Here is a 24,976-nt window from a genome sequence, read left to right as displayed (position 1 = left end):
TTCTGACATTCATTCACAAGTTAGATAGTGGTCATCAGAGTTGAGGGTATTGTTTAAGCAGGGTTATCAATATCTACGAAAGTCACTGGTATGCCAAATGTTTGAGAGACTATGTTGCCGAGTGCTTGAATACCGCCACGTTCTGTCGCGTGATGTCCGCAAGCGAAATAGTCAATGCCCAGCTCACGAGCAATATGTGTGGTACGTTCTGATATTTCGCCAGAGATAAAGGCGTCACAGCCCATCAATGCGGCTTGTTCAATCATATCTTGTGCGCCACCCGTACAAATGCCCACGTGTTCGATAAGTCTGTTATTATCGATATTAGCGTTTGTACTATTCAGTGCGCTATAATTGGCAGAAATATGTAATGGTAATCGTCCTAGTGCCTGAGTAATATGAGTAATAAGGCTTTGAGCACTCTGCGGGGTACAAGTGGCGATATTACCAACGGGATGCGATTCACTAGGATATAAAGCTCCGATAATGGTCATATTTAATGCGTCAGCCAGTTTGGCATTGTTACCAATGATAGGATGGGCATCGAGTGGCAGGTGATAGCCAATCAAAGAGATGCCATGCTGCATGAGTTTACGAATACGCTGGCCTTTCATACCCGTGATGGGTGCAGGTTCGCCTTTCCAAAAATAACCATGATGCACCATAATGGCGTCTGCATTGTCAGCAATAGCCGCATCGATCAATGCCTCACAAGCTGTCACACCAGTGACGATTCGCTTGATAGGTTGACCACCGTCTACTTGTAAACCATTAGGGGCATAATCTTTAAAAGCATCTGCTAATAAGTAATCATCACAGAATGTGGTTAGCGCTTGGGCGGTAATGGCGGTGTTTGAGGGGTCGATTGAGATATTGTGTGTGGTCATGGTATTCCTTTATAATTGTTTCAGTGGTTCAAGCATTTATAGCTAAGACATGGGTTTTGATAATGAGTATTTTAACATGTGGCTATAGTAGGATAGACAATCCTACTCACTGAAATGGTACACGATACGTTACAACTGGGTAGTATTGGCGGTTATAATTTACATACGTGAACTTGCGGCATAGATAGTGCGCAATAATAGCTATTTGTTCAGATGTTAACGGTTAATAAATGCTGCTCAATGCGTCCTAATATACAACACGCTTCTCACCTTACTTATCTTCGTCTGTTTGTATCAAATTTATAGAGGTTTATATGTCGTCATCTCGGAATACCAGCAGCAAGGCGTCTTTACTAAAATGGTTGCCTTGGGTCTTATTGCTAATAGTGATTGCCGCATTTATCTGGTTGTTTGTGAGTATGAATAAGGCATCAGAGCAGGCATGGGAGCCGCCCAGAACCACGCCTGCGGAGCAGCAAGCGTCGGCACCTGTTTCCGATACACCCGCACCGATTTCTTCTTATCATAATGCGGTTGCTCGCGCCTCACAATCCGTCGTGAATATCTACACCACGCAAACGATGGCAGAGCATCCTTATATGAATGATCCCATGTTGCGCCGCTTTTTTGAGTACCATGGTGCACCATCAGAAGATCAGGGCAATACCAATTTAGGCTCTGGGGTGATTGTCTCAGAAGATGGTTATATCGTGACCAACGCCCATGTGATCGAAAAAGCCGATGAAATTACGGTCGCTTTTAATGATGGTCGCAAGAGCCGAGCTAGAATCGTTGGCACAGATCCAGACAGTGATTTGGCGGTGATTAAAGTAGATATGACGGGTCTGACGCCACTTGGCTTCCGTAAAGAACCTATTAAAGTGGGGGATGTCGCATTAGCGATTGGTAATCCATTCGGTGTCGGCCAAACAGTAACGCAAGGGATTATCTCAGCGACAGGACGTACTGGGCTTGGGGTCAATAAGTTTGAAGATTTTATCCAGACCGATGCGGCTATCAATCCAGGTAACTCAGGCGGCGCACTCGTTGATGCTCATGGTGAGTTGATTGGTATTAATACAGCTATTTACTCACGTTCTGGTGGCTCTATGGGCATTGGTTTTGCCATCCCTACCGCTATCGTTGAGCAAGTGATGAATGCTATTATCAAAGATGGTAAGGTGAGCCGTGGTTGGTTGGGGATTGAGATACAGTCACAATTACGTGACCCAACACAGCTTGAAACCTCAACTGGGGTAGAAGTACTTAACGTCATACCTAAGAGTCCTGCTGCTAAAAGTGGTCTGCGTATCGGTGATATTATTTTGACGATTGACGGCATTGAGATGACCGATGCAAATACCTTGATTCAGTATGTCGCTCGTAAAGCACCGAATACCACGCTTAATGCGCAAATATTACGCCGTGGCAAAAATGCCCAAGTCAAAATTCTGCTAGAGGAACGTCCAGCGCAAGAGCCAATGGCGCGCCCTGTCGTGATTCACGATGAAACGCTTGGCGGTATGGAAGATCCAAGCCTACAAGGTGAAAGACAAGAAGTGCCCATGATGTCAGAAGCCGAGCGTGACCGTATGCGTGAAGAGCTGTTGCAGTTGTTTGAAAGAGATGGCGCACCTTTATAGCGCTAAGCTTAATCAAAATGGCTTTAACGTTTTATAGATAGTAAAAAAGCGCGTTATCTTAAAGATAACGCGCTTTTTGTTTCTTTAGCTCTACTCTTGCTAGTATTACTCTATAGTAGGCTCGTGATTGATGTAGATGACCCCTCGCACACGGCAACAGCAGGGTAGGATCTCGTCGTCCTCAATCATAGCGAGCGGGTCAAACGGATAGTCGACCGTATGCGAGCTGGCAATACGCTTGACTCGGCAGCTACCACAGTAGCCCTCGCGGCATTGATAGTTCACATCATGCCCTGTGCGTAGCAGTCCATCCAGTAGACTTTCGTCATCATGTAGATAGAACTGCTTTTTACTGGTCATTACCCAAGTCATCGTTAATCCTATTGGGATATGTCTGTGCTATTGCTATCCCTACTATTAACCTATAAGAAGATTACAGCTCAAAAATTTTATAACTTAAAATCTCTACCGCTCAAGCCTTTATAGCTCAAAGCTCTTATAATTCAGATTTTTACAGCTCAAAGTCATCAAAATCACTGTCTGAGAGATCAGAGTCAATCTGACCAACCAAGTATGAGCTAATCTCGGTTTCTTGCGGCGCAACTTGCACGTTATCAGAGGACAACCACGTATTAATCCACGGAATCGGATTTGATTTTGATTTCGGGAATACCGCTGGCAAGCCGACCGCTTCCATACGCAAGTTGGTAATGTATTCGATATATTGGCACAGAATGTCTTTGTTTAGACCGATCATCGAGCCATCTTTAAACAGATAGCCTGCCCATTCTTTTTCTTGCTCGGCAGCCTTGCGGAAGATTTCAATACTTTCATCGAAACACTCTGCGGCAATTTCGACCATCTCAGGGTCGTCACGACCATTACGCATGAGGTTCAGCATGTGCTGCGTACCAGTTAAATGCAGCGCTTCGTCACGAGCGATGAGCTTGATGATTTTGGCATTGCCTTCCATCAATTTACGCTCAGCAAAGGCAAACGAGCAGGCAAACGATACATAGAAACGGATGGCTTCTAGAACGTTGACCGCCATGATGCACAGATACATCTGCTTTTTCAGAGATCTTAAATCAACAGTCACTTGCTCGCCATTGATGTTGTGCGTACCTGGACCGTACAAGCTATATAGCTGTGAGTTGCGGTACAGCTCATCATAGTACTGGGCGATATCAGAGGCACGGCCTAAGATGTGTTCGTTTTGCATAATGTCATCAAAGATAATATTGGGATCATTGACGATATTACGAATGATATGCGTATAGCTGCGCGAGTGGATAGTCTCAGAGAACGACCATGTCTCAATCCATGTCTCAAGCTCAGGGATAGACACCAGTGGCAATAGCACCACGTTTGGACTACGACCTTGGATAGAGTCGAGTAGGGTCTGGTACTTGAGGTTGCTCAGAAATATATGCTGCTCATGCGAGGACAGATTGCTAAAGTCGATACGATCGCGTGATACATCGACTTCTTCTGGACGCCAAAAGAACGATAGCTGCTTTTCAATCAATTGCTCAAAGATAGGGTGCTTTTGTTGGTCATAGCGTGCCACGTTAACGGGCTGACCAAAGAACATCGGCTCTTTTAGCGCATTGTTTGGCGTTTGAGAAAAAATCGAGTAAGTCATGGGACTGCCTTTATAATTGATACGGTTATTAATTTATAGTGGTTTGACTGGTTTTGATTTGATGTTATGACACGTTTTCGGATTATAGCTTTTTAGCTTAGAGGTTCTCTAGTGATATCTGTGAGGACTCTTGTCCATCGTTCATATAGGCTTTGAATATCTCGCTCAGCTCACTATCATCGAGTGCTTCTAGTTCATCAAGTGCGCTTTTGCGTAGGGTACTCACATCCGACTCTTCCGCTGCTGTTTTTGTGTCTTTTTTAGCTGCTCTCGATGCTGGTTTTTTGGCCGCTTTTGCCACGCTTTTTTTGGTGACGGCTGCTTTTGGCGCTTCGTCCACACCTAACTGCTGACGCACCGCTGCAATATCAACCTCGACTTGTACGATATGCGAGCCACCATCGTTTAGGTCTGAAAATACGTTTGGGATAAACAAACCACCGTCTTTGATGATTGCGGTATATTGCACATGACCTCCGTCGTTTTAGTTCTGTCTGTAGGTTTTAATTATAACAGTAGCCAATCCCGCCTACCGCTTGTATCTGATTAGCCGTTGGCGTGCAGTCTATTGTGTCTGACCGCATTCCTGTTGCCTCGACACTACGTTCAGCCACCGACTGCATCGCCATCGTCGTCAGCAGGATACCGCTATAGTCGGGGCTAAACGACCGTGTTAGGGCGTGACTTTATATGTAGCTCAACTTATATTATTAGTGTATTTAAAGTATTCTACGATATTCAATCGTGAGTTGTGTTACTTTGAAACCATGAAAACGTAGCTTCATCTATATTGCTATCCAGCTCTTCACTGTCATTGACTAAATTTACACCAAGGTTTCTAATCTCATTGAATCCTATTCTTAAGGATTCAGTAGCTTCATTGATTAGACTTTCATCATCTACCGATAAAGATTGGAATAACTTAAGAACTCCAATCTTCTGATGAATTAAGGGAAACGATGGGTCAATTTGAATGATTTTTTCCAAAGCTATAATGCAATCTTCAATCCTATCGACGTATATTTTATAAACTTTTTCATTACCTTTTGGTAGGAATTTTAAAACTTCAGATTTAAACAGCAAATTTGCTACATTATTGTCTAATTCGTTTAGCTTAAGTTCAATTAACTCAATATCTGCATCATTCAAATCTTCAACTTCTACAAACTCTCTAAAAACATCTATATTGAATAATATGATATTATCCTCTAATCTCGATGATAATATGTCATAAGTTGACATTACATCTACAAACAAAGCAGAGTCTTTATTTTCTTCATCTAACAGTAAAGGTAATATTTCTAGATAATATCTCGTGGCGAAATGTCTTTTAAAATCCTCATAGTTATCATAAGGAAAGTATGCATTGATTTTCAGACAATCAAATATTTTTTTAATTCCTACCTTATTATTTTTCTGCATAAACATAAGCATTGCATAGTATCTATGGTAAGAAGTTTCTAGAAACTTTATGAACTCAACTGTTTTAACTGAACTTATATTATTTTTCTCGATATCATTCTTAATTATACTAATTAATTTGAAGTTATCTTCTAATGAATATTTAAGGCTCGGTATGTCACTAATACCTATGAACAGGTCGTTCAAAGATTGAGATAATGTCATAAAGTTGATTTTTAAAGTGAGGCTGAGCTTTACATCTTGGCTAACGTCACTTGAGTCAAGTACACCTTGTATAACTTCTATATTCTCATTGAAAATAGTTGAATTAGAACTTTTATTAATATTTAGATAACTTTTATAAAGAATAGATTCTGATTCAATAAAAAATGAAAAACCAAAAACTCGATTTTTAGTTATAAGTTTCCTTAAAATTTTATTTAAGCTTTTATAGCTATTGATTAAAGTAAAAAATCTCGGTACCTGAATGCTTTCAGTTCTTATGAATCCCATTTTTATAAGATAACTGTTCCTTTCAAAAAACTCTATTTCTTGCTCAACTACACTGTCTATTTTCTCTGTTTTGATCTTCTTATCAAGATAACTATTGTCATTATCATAATAAGAACCGAAGTATAGAAAAGTTGGTTTTTTTGAAAAGCTCTTAAAGCTTATAAATAATGATATTACGGTTATAGCAGTTATGGTTAAGGGGATATTTATTAAAACAGGTATTTTTAAAATAAAATGAAAAACAGCACTTAAAATTATAAAAGAAATAAAACGTTTAATGTTTAAAAAAATAAAGGCAGTAAATGACTTAATAATTTCTCCTAGCCTTGGTGCTAGAAAAGTAGAAAGTACAAATGCCCCTATAGCTCCTAAGACTGATAAAGTAGCTGGATTTTTAAGTACTTCATTTAAGTCGATAGGCATTTTTTAGAACCATGTGATTTTTGTTAATTATAAGGTATTGAATTATAACGGTGAAAATTCACGCTAGTTTGTAGTCTATTGGCAAAGCACATACAGGCGACTGACGGGATTAGCTCCAAAAGCCAAACCCGCCATCCATCAGAAATTCTATTCAAAGAGTTTCTCTTGCAAACCTAAATCTTACAAGCCCCGCCAGCACAATCATCTTCCATATCCGCTTGGGCATCGTTCGCACCATCACGCGTATTATGGTAGTACAACGTCTTCACACCCATCTTATAAGCGTTTAGCAAGTCTTTTAGCAATATCTTCATCGGTACACGGCCACCTGCATAACGAACTGGGTCGTAGTTGGTATTGGCAGAGATACTTTGATCGACGAATTTTTGCATGATAGCGACCAGCTTTAGGTAACCGTCATTGTTTGGCATTTGCCATAGTAGCTCGTACTGATCTTTTAGCTTATCAATCTCAGGCACGACTTGCTTTAAGATGCCATCTTTCGACGCTTTGATAGAGACCAGACCGCGTGGTGGCTCGATACCGTTGGTCGCGTTGGCGATCTGACTAGAGGTCTCAGACGGCATCAAGGCGGTTAGGGTAGAGTTGCGTAGACCGTGCTCAGTGATCTCGCCACGTAGCGTTTCCCAATCTAGATGTAGCGGCTCTTGGCAGATTTTGTCCAAGTCGGCTTTGTACGTATCAATCGGCAAGATACCTTGTGAGTACGTGGTCTCATTGAACGCAGGGCACGCGCCTTGCTCTTTTGCCAATTTGTTTGACGCTTTCAAGAGATAGAACTGCAACGCTTCAAACGTTTGATGGGTCAGACCAAGCGCGCTGTCGTCTGAGTAGCGCACGCCATTTTTAGCCAAGTAATAAGCATAGTTAATCACGCCCACACCTAGCGTACGACGACGCATGCTGCCATTTTGAGCGGCTTTGACTGGATAGTCTTGATAGTCGAGTAGGGCATCAAGCGCACGGACGATTAGCTCAGCTGGCTCTTCGATATCGCTGACGTTTTCGACTTTACCCAAGTTGACCGCTGATAGCGTACATAGGGCGATTTCGCCTTCTTCGTCATTGATGTTATCAAGTGGCTTAGTTGGTAGAGCGATTTCCATACAGAGATTTGACTGGCGAATCGGCGCAACCGTTGGGTCAAATGGGCTATGGGTGTTGCAATGATCGACGTTTTGGATATAGATACGACCAGTACTGGCGCGCTCTTGCATCATTAGGCTGAACAAGTCTGCTGCTGGGATCTGGCGGCTACGAATAGCAGGGTCATTTTCGTACTTGGTGTATAGCTCTTCGAATTTGTCTTGATCTTCAAAGAACGCATCATACAAGCCAGGGGTGTCACCTGGTGAGAATAGCGAGATGTCTTGACCTTTAATCAGGCGCGTGTACATCGTTTTGTTTAACTGGACGCCGTAATCCATATGACGGACACGGTTGTCTTCGACGCCGCGGTTGTTTTTCAGTACCAGTAATGACTCAACTTCTAAATGCCATAATGGGTAAAACAATGTCGCAGCACCACCACGTACGCCGCCTTGTGAGCAGCATTTAACGGCAGTTTGGAACAATTTGTAGAATGGGATACAGCCAGTATGTTGCGCTTCGCCGCCACGAATTGGGCTACCAAGGGCGCGGATACGACCTGCGTTGATGCCGATGCCAGCACGCTGTGACACATAGCGTACGATGGCGCTAGTGGTCGCGTTGATTGAGTCTAGGCTATCACCACATTCGATCAATACGCACGAGCTAAACTGGCGCGATGGCGTACGCACACCAGACATGATTGGCGTCGGTAGTGAGATTTTGAATTGTGAGGTGGCATCATAGAAGCGCTTCACATAGTTCATACGCTCTGATTTTTCGTAACGGCTAAACAAGCACATACCGACCAGCATGTACAAAAACTGCGGGCTTTCGTAGACAGTCTTGCTCACGCGATCTTGTACCAAGTATTTACCTGCCATTTGCTCAACCGCCGCATAGGCAAGGTTCATATCGCGCCAGTGATCGAGATACTCTTCTAACTCGTCAAATTCAGCACGGCTATAGTCCGCTAGGATATGCTCATCATATTTGCCAGCGTCTGTCAGTTTTTTGACATGATCATATAGGTGCGGCGGGGTGAATTTATTATAAGCAATCTTACGTAGATGGAAGATAGCCAAACGCGCGGCTAAATACTGATAGTCAGGGGTTGTTTCAGAAATGAGATCGGCAGCAGATTTGATGATGGTCTCATGGATGTCACGAGTTTTGATGCCTTCATAAAATTGGATGTGCGACTTTAGTTCAACTTGTGATACCGACACATTATCCAAATTGTGAGCTGCCCACTCGATTACCTTATGAATTTTATCCAAATCAATAAGTTCTAATCGTCCGTCACGTTTGGTCACTTTGATTTTGTCGATATGTGTCATGCTGGCCTCTATTTTTGGTTGCTTATATTATTCGTGAAGCGGTAAAACCCGCTCAACGTTTTTTATCACACTATTTATCAAATCACGTTGAATGATGGTGTTAGCTGCTCTTTTTTCAGGCAAAAAGCTACCACTACTCATAGTGACGATTAAATTCACTGAGTACTACATATAGCGTGTTTGTTAGTAGGTAGGCACAATATAGCGGGAAAATTTTGAAAATGCTATATTGATTTTAGGGTCAAACTATGTTGCTGTGAGGTTGTGCTGTGTCCAAATTTTGGCAAAGGACGATGGGGTAAGGGTTAGACGCGATTGACTCAAATAATAAATTTTTTGTAAAAATCTCACGAGCATTTGCTTTTCATTCGCGAGTAAATGACCCGCCAATAAGGGTGCAGGTGACAATAATAATAAGGGCGCAGATTGTACAGCAAACCATAAAAAATCGCCACCCATATGAGTGACGAATTGGATTAAAAAGGGGCTAAATTTTTCTGCGTCTTTTATAAAACAATGCGCACCGTTTTTGCATTGTCCAATGATGCATAAAGCTCATTCACTTGCTCAGCAGTGGTTAGATATAGATTGACGCGTGCTGAGTGAAAACGACCTGTTTTAGACGGCTTGACTTCTATAGATGCCAAATCAAAATCAGGGAATTGGCTACCCAAGATTAGCTTCACTTCATTCAGTAAACTCTCACGCTCGCCTTCATGACCGATGATGCTCAGTGGATAGTTCATCGGGAACTCCCAAAGCTCTGGGTTTTGAATGTCCGTCTTTTTGCCTACCAATGCGCCTTTATTGGGCGTCAAATCAGTCACTTTGACCGATCTTTCATTTGCTGATGCTTGGTCTTGGTTGCTATTTTGATTATCAGTATTTTGATTATTAGCGTCTTGATTGGTGTCTTTTGAATCATCACTCATGATGTGTGCCTCACTTTTGTAGGTAAATAGGTAAATAGGTAAATAGGTAAATAGGTAAATAGGTAAATAGGTAAATAGGTAAATAGGTAAATAGGTAAATAGGTAATTAATTAGGAAATAGTGGGTATAAAAAGTCAATCAGTGAAATATTTGCCTTAACAACGCCAAAAATCCGAGACATGCTCAGTATGGTCATCAATTGTATTTTAATTGGTCGATCTATTAGGGCATAGAATATATATTGTTTATAGTGGTATATGGGTGATTATTCAAGTTACCTCTGTATTTAGGAAATGTCCTCAATTCAATTAATGAACCTTTAAATGGGCTGAAAATGGCTAAATTTTGTCAACCATCGTCAAATAGCTGGGTAATATCCTGATATTAACGGCGCTATTTTCCTTGTTTACCGGCAATTTATCTCATTTCTATCTCTATTTTGAAAATGAAGACACGCCCTAGTCGGTTCTATCGCTCTACTGCATTTCTATGACATCTCTATTTCATATCTAAAAGCTACGTGAAACCATTACGGTAAATAGCCATTGATAGGAGTGATATCAGGCGGAATATCTGCCTCTCCTAGTGCTTCTCGCAGATTGATTTCGATAGTACGCGACAATGCAGTCAGGGGTAGTTTGTTGGCTGCTAAGCCAAAAGGCTCTTCTAGCTCTTCACTGAGGGCATCCAAACCAAAAAAGGTATAAGCGATCACGGCACAAATCAGTGGGGTCACCCAACCGAGCGAGGCCACCAAGCCAAAAGGCAACATGATGCAGTACAGATAGGTCGTGCGATGGACCAACAGCATATAAGCAAACGGCAGCGGTGTATTATGAATGCGCTCACAGGCCGCCAGTACAATGGTCATAGACGTCAGGCGCTCGTCCATGTTCTGTATGACTTGCTCTGACACCAGTCCTTGACGCCGAATGTCACCGAGCTGTTTACCCATGAGGCGCATGATATAGTCAGGTAGGTTACGTGCTTGGCGCATACTGTCATGGTGTACTGATGCGACAAAAGGCTCGACATCCTGCCAAGGTGACGATCCGCGCAGGCGATGGCGTACAGCATGCGCAAAAGCAATGTTCAGGTAAACCATCGCTCGTTGAGTCTCGTGCCCAGTCTCGGCATCAGCATCTATAAAAGAAAGCACTTGACGCGTTAAGCTACGAGAATCATATACAAGCTGACCCCAAAGTCCTCGAGCTTCCCACCAACGTTGATAACTGGCATTGTTGCGAAATCCGAGAAATAGCGACAACGCGATTCCTAGCAAGGTAAAAGGAGCCATACCATAATAAGGAAAAGAGTCAGGAAGCCAGTGTTGAATAATGGTTATAAGCGTGCTAAGAAGAGTGATCAGCAAAATTTGTGGATAGATTTTTGGAATGATGGAGCCGCGCAGGGTAAAAAATATCTTGAGGGCGTTTGGGTTTTGCCGGACAATCATGTCAGTTTCCTAGCAATGGCATGTGTAAAAAAGCGATGGCAGAGGTATCAATCAGCATATACTCAGATCATCGCGACCTATGATATCAGTAGTTACCAATATGGCAATAACAAGATGATACTAAGATACTTAAATACTTGAATCACTCTTGTATTGCGCAGCAGCATTAAGGAAAACTGTAAGCACGCTTTAAAGCGTTTCTTCTTCACGCAGCGTCAGCACTTCATAACCATCGGCAGTCACCGCGATGGTATGTTCCCATTGGGCAGAAAGCTTTTTGTCTGCAGTCACCACCGTCCAGCCGTCTTTTTTTATTTTTACTTTGGCTTTGCCTTGATTAATCATTGGCTCAATAGTAAAGGTCATGCCTTGTTCTAAAATCAAGCCTGCACCTGCGCGCCCATAATGTAAAACTTCAGGCTGTTCGTGCATTTCGCGACCGATACCATGCCCGCAGTATTCTCTAACGACAGAGTAACCGTACTGTTCGGCATGGCTTTGAATGGCATGCCCGACATCACCAAGCGTTGTGCCGGGCTTAACCACACGGATACCTGCCCACATGGCCTCATAAGTGTTATCTACGAGGCGTTTTGTTAAGGGCATAACATCGCCAATCATATACATTTTGCTAGAGTCAGCAATAAAGCCGCCTTTTTCTAAAGTAATGTCTACATTTATGATGTCGCCTGATTTTAGGACTTGATTGCTTGAGGGTACACCATGACAAACCACTTGATTGACAGACGTGTTGAGCACGTATTGGTAGCCGTATTGACCTTTGCTGGCAGGTCGTGATTGTAAAACATCTACAATATAGCGCTCGGCCAAATCATTGACAGTCATTGTGGAGATGCCAGCGACCATGTGCGTATCTAGGTAAGCAAAAACCGATGCCAATAAGCGTCCAGACTCACGCATGATGGCCAATTCTTCAGTAGTTTTTAGCGAGATTTTAGCCATCGATGAGGTTTCCCGTATTAACATCTGCTCGTTTTAACTGCTCGCTGATGATATCGGTATAAGACCTGTGAGGATTGGCCTCGGCTAACATACCTATCTTTATCCAATACTCTGCCTGTGCGTTAATCGAACGTACCATTACCGCACTGGCTTTACGAAGCTCTTCGTGTAGTGTGTCATCAATTTTAACAATACCCATTGCTTTGCCTAGTATATGAAATGTATACAAATCATATATATTGTATAGTGCCATTGCAAGCTCGTTCTTGTATTCCTTGATGCAGATATGTAGTGATAGCACTCGAGCCATCAAATCGATGACACAAAAAAGCCGAGATAAACTCGGCTTTTTTATTGGTGCTTAGTTTGCTTTATTATTAGTCATTTTCAAGGAAAGAGCGCAAGTGCTCAGAGCGTGACGGATGACGCAATTTACGCAGTGCTTTTGCCTCAATCTGACGAATACGTTCACGTGTTACGTCAAACTGCTTACCCACTTCTTCCAAGGTATGGTCGGTTGGCATGTCGATACCAAAGCGCATTTTTAGCACGCGCGCTTCACGCTCAGTCAGATTACCCAAGACATCACGAGTCGCTTCACGCAGACCTGCCGCTGTTGCATCATCAACAGGGCTTGAGATAGTACCATCTTCGATGAAATCGCCTAGATGCGAGTCTTCATCATCACCGATTGGTGTCTCCATAGAGATAGGTTCTTTGGCGATTTTTAGTACTTTACGGACTTTAACTTCGTCCATCTCTAAGCGTTCGCCTAATTCCTCAGGTGTCGGCTCGCGTCCCATTTCTTGTAGCAACTGACGAGAAACACGGTTGATTTTGTTAATAGTCTCAATCATGTGCACAGGAATACGGATGGTACGCGCTTGGTCAGCGATAGAGCGAGTAATTGCCTGACGAATCCACCATGTAGCATAAGTCGAGAACTTATAACCACGGCGGTATTCAAATTTATCAACCGCTTTCATCAGACCGATATTACCTTCTTGGATCAGATCCAAGAATTGTAGACCGCGGTTGGTATATTTCTTCGCGATAGAAATAACCAGACGTAGGTTAGCTTCGACCATTTCTTTTTTGGCGCGGCGAGCTTTTGCTTCACCGACTGCCATACGACGCGCTACGTCTTTCATATCGTGGATTTTCATATCGAGCTGTTGCTCGTAGTCACGAATGCGACGTTGCAATAAAATAACATCATCAGTGACTTTTTCTAGCGTACCAGCAAATGCAGGTTTGCCTTTTATGCGCTCAATCAGCCAATCGACGTTGGTTTCATTGCTAGGGAAGGTTTTACGGAACTCTTCGCGCGGCATACGACCACGACGAATGACCAAACGCATGATTTGACGTTCTTGCTTACGCACATCATCATAGACATCATGCATGATAGCCATCACTTGGTCTGACAAGCGATTGTTCAACTTTAGCATCATAAAGCGTTCAGCAAGTAGGGCATAAGCGGCGTCTGCTTCTGTGCTACCACGGCCATAATCTAGCAAGGCTTGTTTGGCTTTGATAAATAAATGTTCGATTTCTTCTAAACGCAGACGTACTTCTTCAGGATCGATGCCGCTGGTTTCTTCTTCAGCTTCCTCTTCGACGTCGTCTTCATCCTCGTCATCATCATCAAGCGCCGCTGCTTTGGCTTTGGCTTTGATCACAGGTGGATTTTCTTTTTCTTCTTTAATGCGCTCACGTTCTTCTTTTGCCGCCTCTTTTGCTTCTTGGGCTGCGATTTTGTCTTCTTCGGTCTCAGGATCTAAAAAGCCAGTAATGACGTCAGAAAGCTTCTTCTCGCCATCTTGTACTTTTTGATATTCATCAAGGACGAACTGTACAGTGCCCGGCCAATAAGACATCGCATGCTGTACGTCACGAATACCTTCTTCGATACGCTTGGCAATAGCAATCTCACCTTCACGGGTCAAGAGATCAACCGTACCCATTTCACGCATATACATACGCACAGGGTCAGTGGTGCGACCCGGCTCAGTCTCAACAGAGGCTAATACCGCCGCTGCCTCATCCGCTGCCATGTCATCATCACTTGAATCGTCGTTCATCAAGATGTCATCGGCATCAGGGGCAGATTCAAAGATTTTGATACCAACATCGGTCAGCATTTGCACAATATCTTCGATCTGATCGCTTTCTGTAATAGAGTCGGGCAGTTGGTCATTCACCTCAGCATAGGTGAGATACCCTTGCTCTTTACCCATTTGGATTAAGGTGGCCAGTTGAGATGTGGACTTAGAAACTGACTTATCGTTCATAAATACTCGCTTACTTGCATCGGACATTTTTATATTGTGACGCGCTATCGCTCGCTCAGTGCGTTGATATAATCAATCGATTCATCAAAATATGGCGTAAAGGTTGTCAGTAATATCAAAAATGAGTTGATATGAATAAAGGCTCAAAATACTACAATTACAATGCTAAAAAACTGCTAAAAATTAGTAACGCTAAAAAATCTTCAAAATAACATTCTCTAAAAAATAATATATAAAAATAACAGTACCTAAAAACGGATACTTAAAAATAATATCTAAAATTTGTGTTTAACGATGCCCGCTTATCATCATTTAGAAAGCAGTGCTGTCAATATACAGCGACATAGTTTAACACAGACCACCGTAATCAAGCACGAGGTAGTGATATCTACGACCGTTTTTTACTGATTATTTTCTATTAGCCAAATGATTAAATGGCAATACATGCTACTGGGTATAATCATTAGTAGTGGGGGCAGCCGCTATACTTTTAAAGGGTTCGAATTTTTTTAGCAAAAATAATGGCAAACGTTAAGATTGGACGGTAACCATTTGTGCTGACTGCTCAGCTTGCTGCGCGCGTAACCAATCATTTAATAATTGCGACTGCTTACGGACAATCGCCAGCTTGATATGATCAGGATTTTTTATCAGCTCTTGCATCTTTTTTTGCAGATGTAATTTGAGCAACTGCATCACTAAGTTTTCGATCAATTCATCCAAGCTCAAAATATTTCTGGCGGTTAACGTTTTATAAAATCCGCCCCAGCTACGGCTAAGTGTCTCTTGGGTGATTGGTTTGACATTAGATAATATAAAGTGTGCGGCGGCGTTGGCATCTTTGGGTAAATGCTTCAGACAGCGTTTGATGGTACTGACAATATCCAGCAAGGCGGTATCTTGCAAATCTTCCCAAGCAAGCGGACGCAAGATGTCAGGCGCGGCTCTTTGTTTGATGTGTGCTGGCAGCTGTAAATCATTAATACCTGCCTGTTGCCAAATGGCTTCGATAGAGTCTTCAATTAAGGCTCGTGGCTGAAACAAAAAACAAAGCTGCAATTGCTGACTGATGGTCATATCACCATCAAAATCTAGCAGCGCATCTTTTGCTTCGATATTTTGGCTACGCTTACCACCCAGTTTTTGATAGACATCATTGTTAAGCAAATAGCGAAAGCTACTGCCTTTGGGTAATGCAGTGGTCAAGGCGCGTACTTGCGACATCAGCTTGGCTTTACCTTCTGCCAAGGTTAAATCGTAGCGCTCGCTTAAATAGGCAAAAATATACTGTGATAGTGGCATGGCATTAGCGATTTGCTCACGCATGGCATCGCCGCCCTGACTCTTAATAAAAGTATCAGGGTCATGATTGTTGGGCAGGGTCAAAAACCGCAACTCTTTGTCATCGGCAAGTACCGGCAGGGCAACTTCAAGCGTACGCCAAGCCGCTTTTTGTCCCGCGCTATCGCCATCAAAGCTCAACGTCAGGGTAGGATTCAATGTTAAAAGTCGCGAGATTTGGCTTTCATTGATCGCCGTACCCATGGAAGCAATAGCGCCATAGATACCCGCTTGGTAAAGTGCAATCACATCCATATAGCCTTCGACCACCAGCCAGCTGTCGGCACGTTGTTGGCGTGATTCGTAATAGCCATACAGCACATGCTGTTTATGAAACACTGGTGAGTCAGATGAGTTGATGTATTTAGGTTTGACTTCATCATCGAGCGCCCGCCCACCAAAACCAATGGTGCGTCCTTGATTGTCTCGAATCGGAAAAATAACCCGATCACGGAGTAAATCATAATCGCGCCCTGACTCTGATTGGCGCACCAAACCAAGCGCCTTTAATCCTTCAATATCTTGTGGAAACTGATGCTCAAGATGCTGCCAACCAAAGGGTGCATAGCCTAAGCCAAAGGTCTCAAAGATGTCTTCTGTGATACCACGCGATAAAAAATAGTGCTTGGCATGCGGATGAATGGTGAGATTGTGCTGATAAAACTGCTGGATTTGCTCTAACAGCTCATACAGGTTACCGTCTTTATCTGAAACGCTATGATCATCGTACAATGCAGCAGCGTCAGTATCAGCACCTGTCAACCATGCTAGCGGATAGCTATTATCATCTTGGTAGTCTGCGCCATAAGAATCTGCTGGATAAGGCACTGATTCGTAGGCATCTAACGGTGGATAATCATCGTAGCTGTTGCTACTGTCGTGATAGGCGGGCTGCTCGATATCACCGTACTGGCTTTGTTGCTGAATAGTCGAAGCTGCGTTAATAGAAGGCGCGTCCACCGTTTGAGCAGAACTTTTAGCGTTGACAGCCGGACTAGGTATTGAGGGTGGTGCAATCGGTTTGGGTGCACGGCGCTGGTAGCTGACGTTTTGTTGCTCTTCTTTTGGGACTTCGATGCCCGTCTGCTTTGATAGCTCATTAACCGCTTCAATGAAAGTTAAGTTTTCATAATCGCGTAAAAAGCTAATGGCATTACCGCCGACACTACAGCCAAAGCAGTGATAGATGTTTTTTTGTGGATTGACATAAAAAGAGGGCGACTTTTCGCCATGAAACGGACAGCAGCCTTTAAACTCACTACCAGCACGTTTAAGCGTCGTATGACGCCCAATGATACTGATTAAGTCAGCTTGGCTATTTAATTGGTCGAGAATATGATTTGGGATACTCATGCAAAAAACAGTTTACCATAGGTGCATTATCTTAAGCATAGACAATATTGGGCACAAACAATATCAGGCATAGATAATGGAACAGAAACAGAAAAAATAAGGCCAACTCTATCGTTGACCTTATTTTTCATGATGTGCGTTGATTTACTAAGAAGAAGAGACGTTCTTTGAATTAAAAGAGAGACGCTGCCTCAAATCTAGCGCATTTATTCATCATTCATATCGACATCTGCTGGCATGATATCAACACCTTGATTAGGTAGCGTGGTACGGCGCGTTTGGTTGATATTTTGTGGATCAACGTTCGCTTCTCGAGCGGTAGAGCCAGTGCTCGATTGGCTAGTAACTCGCTCAGTTGATGCTTCAGGCAGACCTAAGCCCACATTAATGCCACTACCACGCGTAGGAGCAGTGTTGGCTACCGGTGCATTGGCGGTGGCAGTGTTTTCACTAGGCAGTCTTAATTGGTTTGCATTACGAATGATTTGGGTTTTGGTGGCACCGTTGTAATCGCCTGTCGCAACTGAAGTATCTTTGTTAAAACGACTCAGCTGTCCAAAAGTCAATTTATTAATGAAAGAACGCTCACGTTTGGTGTTGAGCTTAACGCGTCCATCAGCGCTTAACATGTTTGGATAATTAATCTGCAATAGGGTTTTGTATTCGTTTGCCAAATCAGACATACCCAATTTGTCATAGCTATAAGCTAAGACCGCGATGGCTTCTGGGATCGATTCACTAAGTGGATAGTATTGAAACACCCATTTAGCACGGTTAACAGCAGCGACATAAGCTTCACGCTCGATATACCAATTGGCCGCACTCATCTCACTTTCAGCAAACTGATTGTAGATGAAGGTCATGCGCTGAGCGGCATCTGGTGCGTAAGGGCTGTTAGGGTACTTGTTAATAAGCTCTTGAAAGTTAGCGAAGGCAATACGTAAATAGGCGGTATCACGCTCAGCTTGATTTAGCTTAAACAGTTTCAAACCTTCTGATGAGCCTTGCATATTGGCCACACCGCGCACATAGTAAGCGTAGCTGACTTGCGGGTTAGAAGGATATAGGCTAATAAATTGCTCAGCGCTGGCGGCTGCCATTTCATACTTACCACTGGCATATTGTGCATACATCATGTCGAGTAATGCTTGCTCAGCGTACTGTCCAGTAGGATAAAAAGTACGCAGATTGGTCAAATCTTCGATGGCTTGTGTATAGCGGCCTTTATCAATCTGGGTAATGGCATCGTTATAATAGTTCTGCTCTGATTTTTCGGCAGTTTCTACCGCATCGACGTCTTTACCGCCAGTCAGGTTTTTGAAAGTCTGACAGCCCACTAAGTTTACGCTTAGCGCAAGTAGGGTTATTGAGGACAGTTTGATAAACGTATTGCCAACAGCTTGCATACTTCTTCTCCGACACAAGACGTATAATAGCAGCGACGCTATCATACTAGATATTAGGTTAATGATAAAAAACGATGCATAGGCATCAATAGTGGTCTGCCATCTACTATGTCAATCATCGGACATACCAGTTATCGTTATTAAAAAACGCTTGATGGCATAGGGTTTATATCAAACCAAATGCTTTTAATAAAAAATTCGATAAGCATACAGTGGCATAGCATACAGCAAAATATGGCTATACTTTATAGAATAACGTTTGCTTCGTCTATTTTTTCGCCATCTATATTGTACTTGACCCAATTGTACTTATCGAATTTGAGTCAGTATCGTACAGTTATTAGTCTACTGCAACACAGGTGCGATATGCTGCTGCTCGCAATGATCTGTACACCAGCGCATGTCAGTTTGGCATTTTAACATGAGCTGCTGTCACGAGCGATATCGAATGTCGCTGACACCGACAAATATACAGTAAATTACAGCAATGTCATATTTTAGAGAGTTAAGCACAGCTGTATGGTGCATAGCGTTATAATCAAAAAATGACAGATAACGCACAGCTTCTATAGGGCTTAGGCGCTTGGCATGATACACTAGCACGGTATTGCCTCCGCTTTTTTCGACGACAATCGCTTTTATGATAAGCGATTGATAGCGAATGGCCTTTTTTTTATAGCGTTACGCTTAACACTTTACATTTTATTAGAAATTTTCTCAAAAGCTGCCTTTCAGAACCATGTCAGGGGCTTTGCCATATATAAATCTGCTATGAATAATAATGCTATGACTACCCATTTACCACCGAATCAATCACAACAGACTGATTCATCAGCACAAGAGTCACCGATGCCAAATGACGTTTTAAATAATAGTGAATTACCTGACGATAATCAGCCAGTCCTTGATGAGCAAAGCCATGGCGATAATGTTTTAGAAGATGCTGTGTCAGAAAAAGCTATGTTAAAAGATAGTGATATGCTTGACGACGATATGATAGATAGCAGCGATGAAGATGGTGACGACATTGATGATAGCGACGATGATGAAGCGTCAGTCGCCGGTCAAGTAGTGCCAGTAGTTATAGATATGACGCATACTGTTATAGAAGATGAAGCTGGTTTACGTATTGATAAACTGGCTTCAAAAATATTTACCGATTTCTCACGTGTCCAATTACAAGGTTGGATTAGTGATGGTAGCTTGCTGTATAACGGTAGCGTACAGAAACCAAAAATTCGTGTCAAAGCGGGTGATGTTCTGCAGTTATCGACGACATTAGAGCAGCATGGTGAAGATCAGCCAGAGGATATAGACATCGATGTGGTCTATGAAGATGATGAAGTGTTGGTCATCAATAAACCTGTTGGTATGGTGGTGCATCCTGGTGCGGGTAACCAAACTGGTACCTTGGTCAATGCACTACTGTATCACTATCCACAGCAGCACCATTTGCCGCGTGCAGGTCTGGTACATAGAATTGATAAAGACACCTCTGGGCTGTTGCTGATTGGTAAGACCAAGCCAGCACAAATGGCGCTTATGGAGCAGCTAAAAGATAAGTCTGTGTATCGTCATTATCAGTGTGTGGTGGCAGGCGATGCAGCAAGCTTACTGCGTCACCGCCGTATTGACGCGCCAATCGGTCGTCACCGTAATCAGCGTACGAAAATGACGGTAATGACGGCAGGTCGTGAAGCAGTCACCCACTTATTAAATGTGACTGCCCTCAATGGTAATTATTGCTTGTTGGATGTGGGTCTTGAAACGGGCCGCACGCACCAAATTCGGGTGCATTTAAGTCACATTACTTATCCGATAGTGGGTGATCGCGTTTATGGTGGTCGTCGTCAACTGCGCTCAGGACTGACAGAAGCGCAACGTCAAGCGATTAATAATTTTCCGCGTCAAGCCTTGCACGCTTATACACTGGGTTTCGTGCATCCAACGACAGGGGAAGACATTGAAGTTACCACACCACTGCCTGAAGACATGCAGAAATTAATGGCTGTGCTAAGTGACGGCTATGATGATGAATAGACCGCTCTGTGTAAATAGGAGTGTAAATACGCTTGTAAAAAACAGAGAGCCTAAGTAAATAGCGATCCGTGACGTAGAAACTACCCATTAAGACGGTAAATCAGCCATGACTCATAACTTTCCTATGACATTGCTTGCACAGATTGATGATGTGGCTGTTTTTCAAACAGCCGCCTTTGCGAGCGATGATGTTGACTCACAAGACCAACCCACAGAACAGATGGTACGACAGCAACGTCAAGCGAATTACGGTGAGCTAAATTTAGGTTTGCATGTCAATGACGATGCTGCAAAAGTGCTGAGCAATCGCATGCGCTTATTATCTGCCATCAATGAGCAGCTTGTACCCTTATCGTCGAAAGACCCTAAACATGTACCCATCAAACGCTTGCACTGGGTTAACCAAGTTCACGGCAAGCAAATTCATGATATTGATGGCACAGCGCTATGTATGACGCCAATGTCTGCTGACGCGATGGTCAGTCGGCAACAAGGCCTTGGGCTGGCGATAATGACGGCTGACTGTGTGCCGATAGTCTTATATCAGCCAGCCAGTGGTCAAATGGCAGCGATTCATGCTGGTTGGCAAGGTCTGGCTTGCGGGGTTATTCAAGCGACTGTTCAACGCTTTACGGAATCGGGACAAGTCAAAGCTTGGATTGGCGTTTGTATCAGTCAAGACAGCTATGAAGTTGGCGCTCAAGTCCGCAACCAATTGCTAAAAGGTTGCACAGAAAATAAGTTATTGAATACAGCAAACATTGAACATTTTGATTCGTTATACGTCATAGATTCTGTGGCTGCTATTAAAGGCGATAGCAACACTCAGGATTTACATAATACGGTTGATAAACCGTCAAGCTGTGCTACAGTTGATTCGGGTAAGATCAAGCTGAACTTACCAAAGTTGGCAGCGGATCAGCTAAACACTTTGGATGTTATAGTAGATGACACCTTATCTAGCAGCTGTAGTTATGCTGATGACCACTATTACTCTTATCGGCGTCAAACGCATCTGCAGCAGCCTGCTACAGGGCGGATGGCGTTGGTCATTGTACGTGGAACTGCGTAGGATTACGCTATTTGCTGTTGCATGCGATTAACTGTTGAACTTATATTGTTTTTATCTAACCATTTATAGCCATTATTAGAGTTTGTATGAATACACCTGCCAAATCGTCTTTAACTACTGATAGCATACCGACTGTATCTATTGCCGTTATTTATCATAGCAATTACGGTCATACCAAGCGCGTCGCTGAAGCGATCGTCAAAGGGGCACGCCAGCAATTGCCAGAAGCACAGGCCAAAACCGTTGATGTCCACAAGGTTGACTGGGATTATTTAGATCAAGCTGATTTGCTGGTTTTCGGTAGTGCCGTATATATGGGTAGTGTTACTGCTGAATTTAAGACGTTTATGGATGAAACCTCAAAGCGCTGGTATCATCGTAAATGGGAAGGCAAGTGGGCAGCAGCTTTTGCCAACTCTGGTGGGCTGAGCGGTGATAAACTGGCGGTATTGCAGCAGATCTCTTTATATGCGATGCAGCACGGTATGAACTGGATTGGATTACCGCTGATGCCGACAGGCCATGAAGCTCATGATTTAAACCGTCTATCCAGCTTTTTGGGCTTGATGACCCAGTCACTTGATGGTCCACCTGAGGAAACACCAGGAGCCGGAGATATTGATACGGCTATTTGGTTCGGCGATCATTTGGCCAAGACAATTATCAAGCATCAGCCAGCCGCTGAAATGAGTAGCTATTGAGTCATTAAAAGTCATTTATTAAATATTAAAGGCAGATATCAAACCGATATCTGCCTTTTTTTGTTTATTTTATGAGTGTGATGGCACTAATTTTGATTTTTTGTACTGGTAGTATTTTGATTTTGTACAGTGGTGGTAGGCGCATTTTTGACCAGTATGCTATTGATAGGGGTGGCATTAACAGGAATAGGGCTGTCGACAAACTGAAACGATTGACAGCCTGTCAGTAATAGAGCTGATGTAAATATATAAGCGAGTATTGATAACTTCATAGTGGTGTCTCAGGCGGCGATCGGCAACGTGGAAATAGCGCCTATCATAAACAAAATATGATGCGGTGCAATAGCTTGTTTCATAGCATCATCACAATATGACGGGTAAAAAAAGCGAGTTCTGACTTAAGCCTATGTATCTATTATGTACCGCTAAAACCAGTGATGACAAAAAATGAAGCGCATTTGTGAAAGTTACTTACAATGACAGCTCTTTTATAAAAGGTATACGACCAAAAAATAGGGCTTTAATTGCTGATTTTAAAGATATTATTTAAATTGTCTATTATTATAATATAAAAAAATATACTACATTATCAAAAAATGATAGCGATGAGGTAGTTCTTTAAGTTTTGTAAAAATTTGAGACCAATAAGTTACTCCATAAGTAATAGTAGCGAAATAGTCTTACATTAGTAGAGTGAGTAGACATTCTCTAGCAAGTATTTTTCTGGAGTTGTTTTTATCACGCTATTTTATTAAGCATTTACTGGATGATTTGCTACCTCATTTAATGGATTATCAGTTGAGTCTAACAATCAATCTGTCATAAAGACTTGCTCCATATCAAATGTCTCGTCTCAATAATTCGTCCTAATAATAATTACAACACCCTAGGTGCCAGCTATATGAGGATATTATGAAGCCACTTTCTGTGATGTTATTGATGCTCGTCATTGGTATGACCTCCAGCGCTGTGATGGCTGAAAGCGCAAGCGTCGTTAATACGAGCCTAGCCAATGCTAGCTTGCCTAATGCCAGTCTACCTAATATTAGTCCAGCCAATAGCGAGCTTGTCAACCGCGGTGCCTACATTGCCCGTGCTGCTGACTGTATGGCATGTCACGGCGAAGATTATACTGGCGGTACAGCGATCGAAACGCCGATGGGGGATATCTATTCAACCAACATTACCCCGTCTAAACGTTACGGTATCGGTAATTATACCGAAACGGATTTAAAGAACGCGTTGCAAAAAGGTCGTACGCCAAGCCATATGCTTTACCCTGCCATGCCATATCCTTCTTATAGTGGTATGAAAGAAGAAGATATCAGTGCGTTGTTTGCTTATCTGCAAACCGTACCTGCTGTCGATGAAGCCCCAAAATATAAAACAGACTTGCCATTTCCCTTTAACATTCGCAGCTTAATGATTGGCTGGAATTTTCTCAATGTCCCGTCTACTGAAAACCGTGATGGTCTCACCGAGACGCAGCAACGTGGTGAATATATTGTCAATAACTTAGAGCACTGCGGTACTTGCCATACTCCGCGTAATAGCACCATGGGTTTTGATAAAAAAATGTATCTTTCAGGTGCTCAGCTTGGTCATTGGCATGCACCAAATATCACGCCTGACGAGTCGAGCGGTATCGGTAGTTGGAGTGAACAAGATATTGTCACTTATCTGCGTACTGGTGAGCTTGACCAGCGCGCCTATGCGGGTGGTCCTATGGGTGAGGCCGTTGCGCATAGTACGCGCTACCTAAAAAATGAAGATTTGACTGCCATTGCTTCTTATCTAAAAGCGGTACCTGCTATCCAAACAGATGATAAGGTCGCAGCCGTTGATGTCTCGCGTTTACCAACACCCATTAGCGAATCTATCACTCATGATTTACTGGCGCAAAAAGATTATTTAGCCCAAGCCAAAGAACAGGTGAGTAATGGAAGCAATTCACCAGAATCGCTATATTTGGCAGCTTGTGGTAGTTGTCACGGCGTTGATGGTTATGGTCAGCCTGATGCGCGTTACGCCCCTATCGTTGGACTCAGCAGCATTCGCCGCGAAAAACCTGATGCGCTGGTCAATATGATCCTTCATGGGGTAGAGGGAGCGACTAATACGTCGCCCATCATGCCAGGGTTTTCAGACGAGCTAAATAGTGAGCAAATCGCTGGTATCACCAATTATGTACGTGTGAATTTTGGTGGTCTTACCAGTAGTGATGTGAGTGCTAGTGATGTTGATCGTATCGCAACGACGAGTGCTAACAAGCCCTTTTTAATCAAATATGCGGGCTTACTGGCAGTAATCGGCATCATCGTGGCTATTATTATCATTGTATTTATTATACGAGCAATCTTGCGGTCTAGGCGCCGTCGTTAATTTGAATGTTTATATTTAATAACACAGTGCAGTAACGAACATTATAAATACATTTCGCATGGTTATTATCAAAC

Annotated in this window: 19 protein-coding genes; 5 read left to right on the top strand and 14 right to left on the bottom strand. The window is 42.9% G+C overall.

Features of this window, described 5'->3' with window-relative positions:
- Window positions 1-53: 53 nt before the first annotated feature.
- Window positions 54-887, bottom strand: a complete 834-nt coding sequence (locus JMX93_RS01090; RefSeq protein ID WP_499203593.1) for a Nif3-like dinuclear metal center hexameric protein — start codon at window positions 885-887, stop codon at window positions 54-56.
- Between the two features lie 314 nt (window positions 888-1,201).
- Here JMX93_RS01090 and JMX93_RS01085 point away from each other — a divergent pair, with 314 nt between their 5' ends.
- The gene (locus tag JMX93_RS01085) at window positions 1,202-2,530 is read left to right on the top strand and encodes a S1C family serine protease (RefSeq protein WP_443557060.1); all 1,329 of its coding nucleotides are present in this window, start codon (window positions 1,202-1,204) and stop codon (window positions 2,528-2,530) included.
- A 105-nt stretch (window positions 2,531-2,635) separates the two neighbouring features.
- On the opposite strand, the gene yfaE is transcribed toward JMX93_RS01085, so the two are convergent.
- The 12 genes from yfaE to JMX93_RS01025 form a co-directional block, all read right to left on the bottom strand.
- Window positions 2,636-2,902 carry a class I ribonucleotide reductase maintenance protein YfaE gene (gene yfaE / locus JMX93_RS01080; RefSeq protein ID WP_198331980.1) on the bottom strand — a complete coding sequence of 89 codons (267 nt, stop codon included), beginning with the start codon at window positions 2,900-2,902 and terminating at the stop codon, window positions 2,636-2,638.
- 139 nt (window positions 2,903-3,041) lie between these two features.
- Window positions 3,042-4,175, bottom strand: a complete 1,134-nt coding sequence (nrdB, locus tag JMX93_RS01075; RefSeq protein ID WP_499203592.1) for a class Ia ribonucleoside-diphosphate reductase subunit beta — start codon at window positions 4,173-4,175, stop codon at window positions 3,042-3,044.
- Between the two features lie 97 nt (window positions 4,176-4,272).
- Window positions 4,273-4,644, bottom strand: a complete 372-nt coding sequence (locus JMX93_RS01070; protein ID WP_499203591.1) for a hypothetical protein — start codon at window positions 4,642-4,644, stop codon at window positions 4,273-4,275.
- A gap of 269 nt (window positions 4,645-4,913) precedes the next feature.
- Complete coding sequence (locus JMX93_RS01065) at window positions 4,914-6,512, bottom strand: hypothetical protein (RefSeq protein WP_499203590.1); 1,599 nt, start codon at window positions 6,510-6,512, stop codon at window positions 4,914-4,916.
- A gap of 173 nt (window positions 6,513-6,685) precedes the next feature.
- Window positions 6,686-8,962, bottom strand: a complete 2,277-nt coding sequence (nrdA, locus tag JMX93_RS01060) for a class 1a ribonucleoside-diphosphate reductase subunit alpha (protein ID WP_198331975.1) — start codon at window positions 8,960-8,962, stop codon at window positions 6,686-6,688.
- A 506-nt stretch (window positions 8,963-9,468) separates the two neighbouring features.
- Complete coding sequence (locus JMX93_RS01055) at window positions 9,469-9,789, bottom strand: YbeD family protein (protein WP_319021046.1); 321 nt, start codon at window positions 9,787-9,789, stop codon at window positions 9,469-9,471.
- Between the two features lie 634 nt (window positions 9,790-10,423).
- Window positions 10,424-11,350, bottom strand: a complete 927-nt coding sequence (locus JMX93_RS01050) for a bestrophin family protein (RefSeq protein ID WP_198331973.1) — start codon at window positions 11,348-11,350, stop codon at window positions 10,424-10,426.
- Window positions 11,351-11,539: 189 nt separating this feature from the next.
- Complete coding sequence (gene map, locus JMX93_RS01045) at window positions 11,540-12,313, bottom strand: type I methionyl aminopeptidase (RefSeq protein WP_499203589.1); 774 nt, start codon at window positions 12,311-12,313, stop codon at window positions 11,540-11,542.
- Entirely contained in the window at window positions 12,306-12,512 is a 207-nt protein-coding gene (locus JMX93_RS01040; protein WP_496190539.1) for a TA system antitoxin ParD family protein, read from the bottom strand. Before JMX93_RS01040 ends, map begins: the two co-directional genes overlap by 8 nt.
- 178 nt (window positions 12,513-12,690) lie before the next feature.
- Complete coding sequence (rpoD, locus tag JMX93_RS01035; RefSeq protein WP_198331970.1) at window positions 12,691-14,607, bottom strand: RNA polymerase sigma factor RpoD; 1,917 nt, start codon at window positions 14,605-14,607, stop codon at window positions 12,691-12,693.
- Between the two features lie 531 nt (window positions 14,608-15,138).
- Complete coding sequence (locus JMX93_RS01030) at window positions 15,139-17,301, bottom strand: DNA primase (RefSeq protein ID WP_499203588.1); 2,163 nt, start codon at window positions 17,299-17,301, stop codon at window positions 15,139-15,141.
- A gap of 206 nt (window positions 17,302-17,507) precedes the next feature.
- Complete coding sequence (locus JMX93_RS01025; RefSeq protein ID WP_193011004.1) at window positions 17,508-18,707, bottom strand: outer membrane protein assembly factor BamD; 1,200 nt, start codon at window positions 18,705-18,707, stop codon at window positions 17,508-17,510.
- Window positions 18,708-19,493: 786 nt separating this feature from the next.
- Here JMX93_RS01025 and JMX93_RS01020 point away from each other — a divergent pair.
- The 3 genes from JMX93_RS01020 to JMX93_RS01010 all read left to right on the top strand — a co-directional run bounded on the left by JMX93_RS01020 (window position 19,494) and on the right by JMX93_RS01010 (window position 22,520).
- Window positions 19,494-20,747: an RluA family pseudouridine synthase gene (locus JMX93_RS01020; protein ID WP_193011003.1), complete on the top strand. Its 1,254-nt coding sequence runs from the start codon at window positions 19,494-19,496 to the stop codon at window positions 20,745-20,747.
- Between the two features lie 106 nt (window positions 20,748-20,853).
- Window positions 20,854-21,819 carry a purine nucleoside phosphorylase YfiH/LACC1 family protein gene (locus JMX93_RS01015; RefSeq protein WP_443509869.1) on the top strand — a complete coding sequence of 322 codons (966 nt, stop codon included), beginning with the start codon at window positions 20,854-20,856 and terminating at the stop codon, window positions 21,817-21,819.
- An 86-nt stretch (window positions 21,820-21,905) separates the two neighbouring features.
- On the top strand, window positions 21,906-22,520 hold the full coding sequence (locus JMX93_RS01010) for a flavodoxin family protein (RefSeq protein ID WP_499203587.1): 615 nt from the start codon (window positions 21,906-21,908) through the stop codon (window positions 22,518-22,520).
- A gap of 86 nt (window positions 22,521-22,606) precedes the next feature.
- Here JMX93_RS01010 and JMX93_RS01005 read toward each other — a convergent pair whose 3' ends face one another.
- The gene (locus JMX93_RS01005) at window positions 22,607-22,792 is read right to left on the bottom strand and encodes a hypothetical protein (RefSeq protein ID WP_198331965.1); all 186 of its coding nucleotides are present in this window, start codon (window positions 22,790-22,792) and stop codon (window positions 22,607-22,609) included.
- A 640-nt stretch (window positions 22,793-23,432) separates the two neighbouring features.
- Here JMX93_RS01005 and JMX93_RS01000 point away from each other — a divergent pair.
- Window positions 23,433-24,902, top strand: a complete 1,470-nt coding sequence (locus JMX93_RS01000) for a c-type cytochrome (RefSeq protein WP_499203586.1) — start codon at window positions 23,433-23,435, stop codon at window positions 24,900-24,902.
- Window positions 24,903-24,976: the final 74 nt, after the last annotated feature.

The organism is Psychrobacter muriicola 2pS, assembly GCF_904846535.1.
Classification (GTDB): Bacteria; Pseudomonadota; Gammaproteobacteria; order Pseudomonadales; family Moraxellaceae; genus Psychrobacter; species Psychrobacter aquimaris.
The sequence above is the reverse complement of the archived record's forward strand: the minus strand, read 5'-3'. Positions and strand labels throughout refer to the sequence as shown.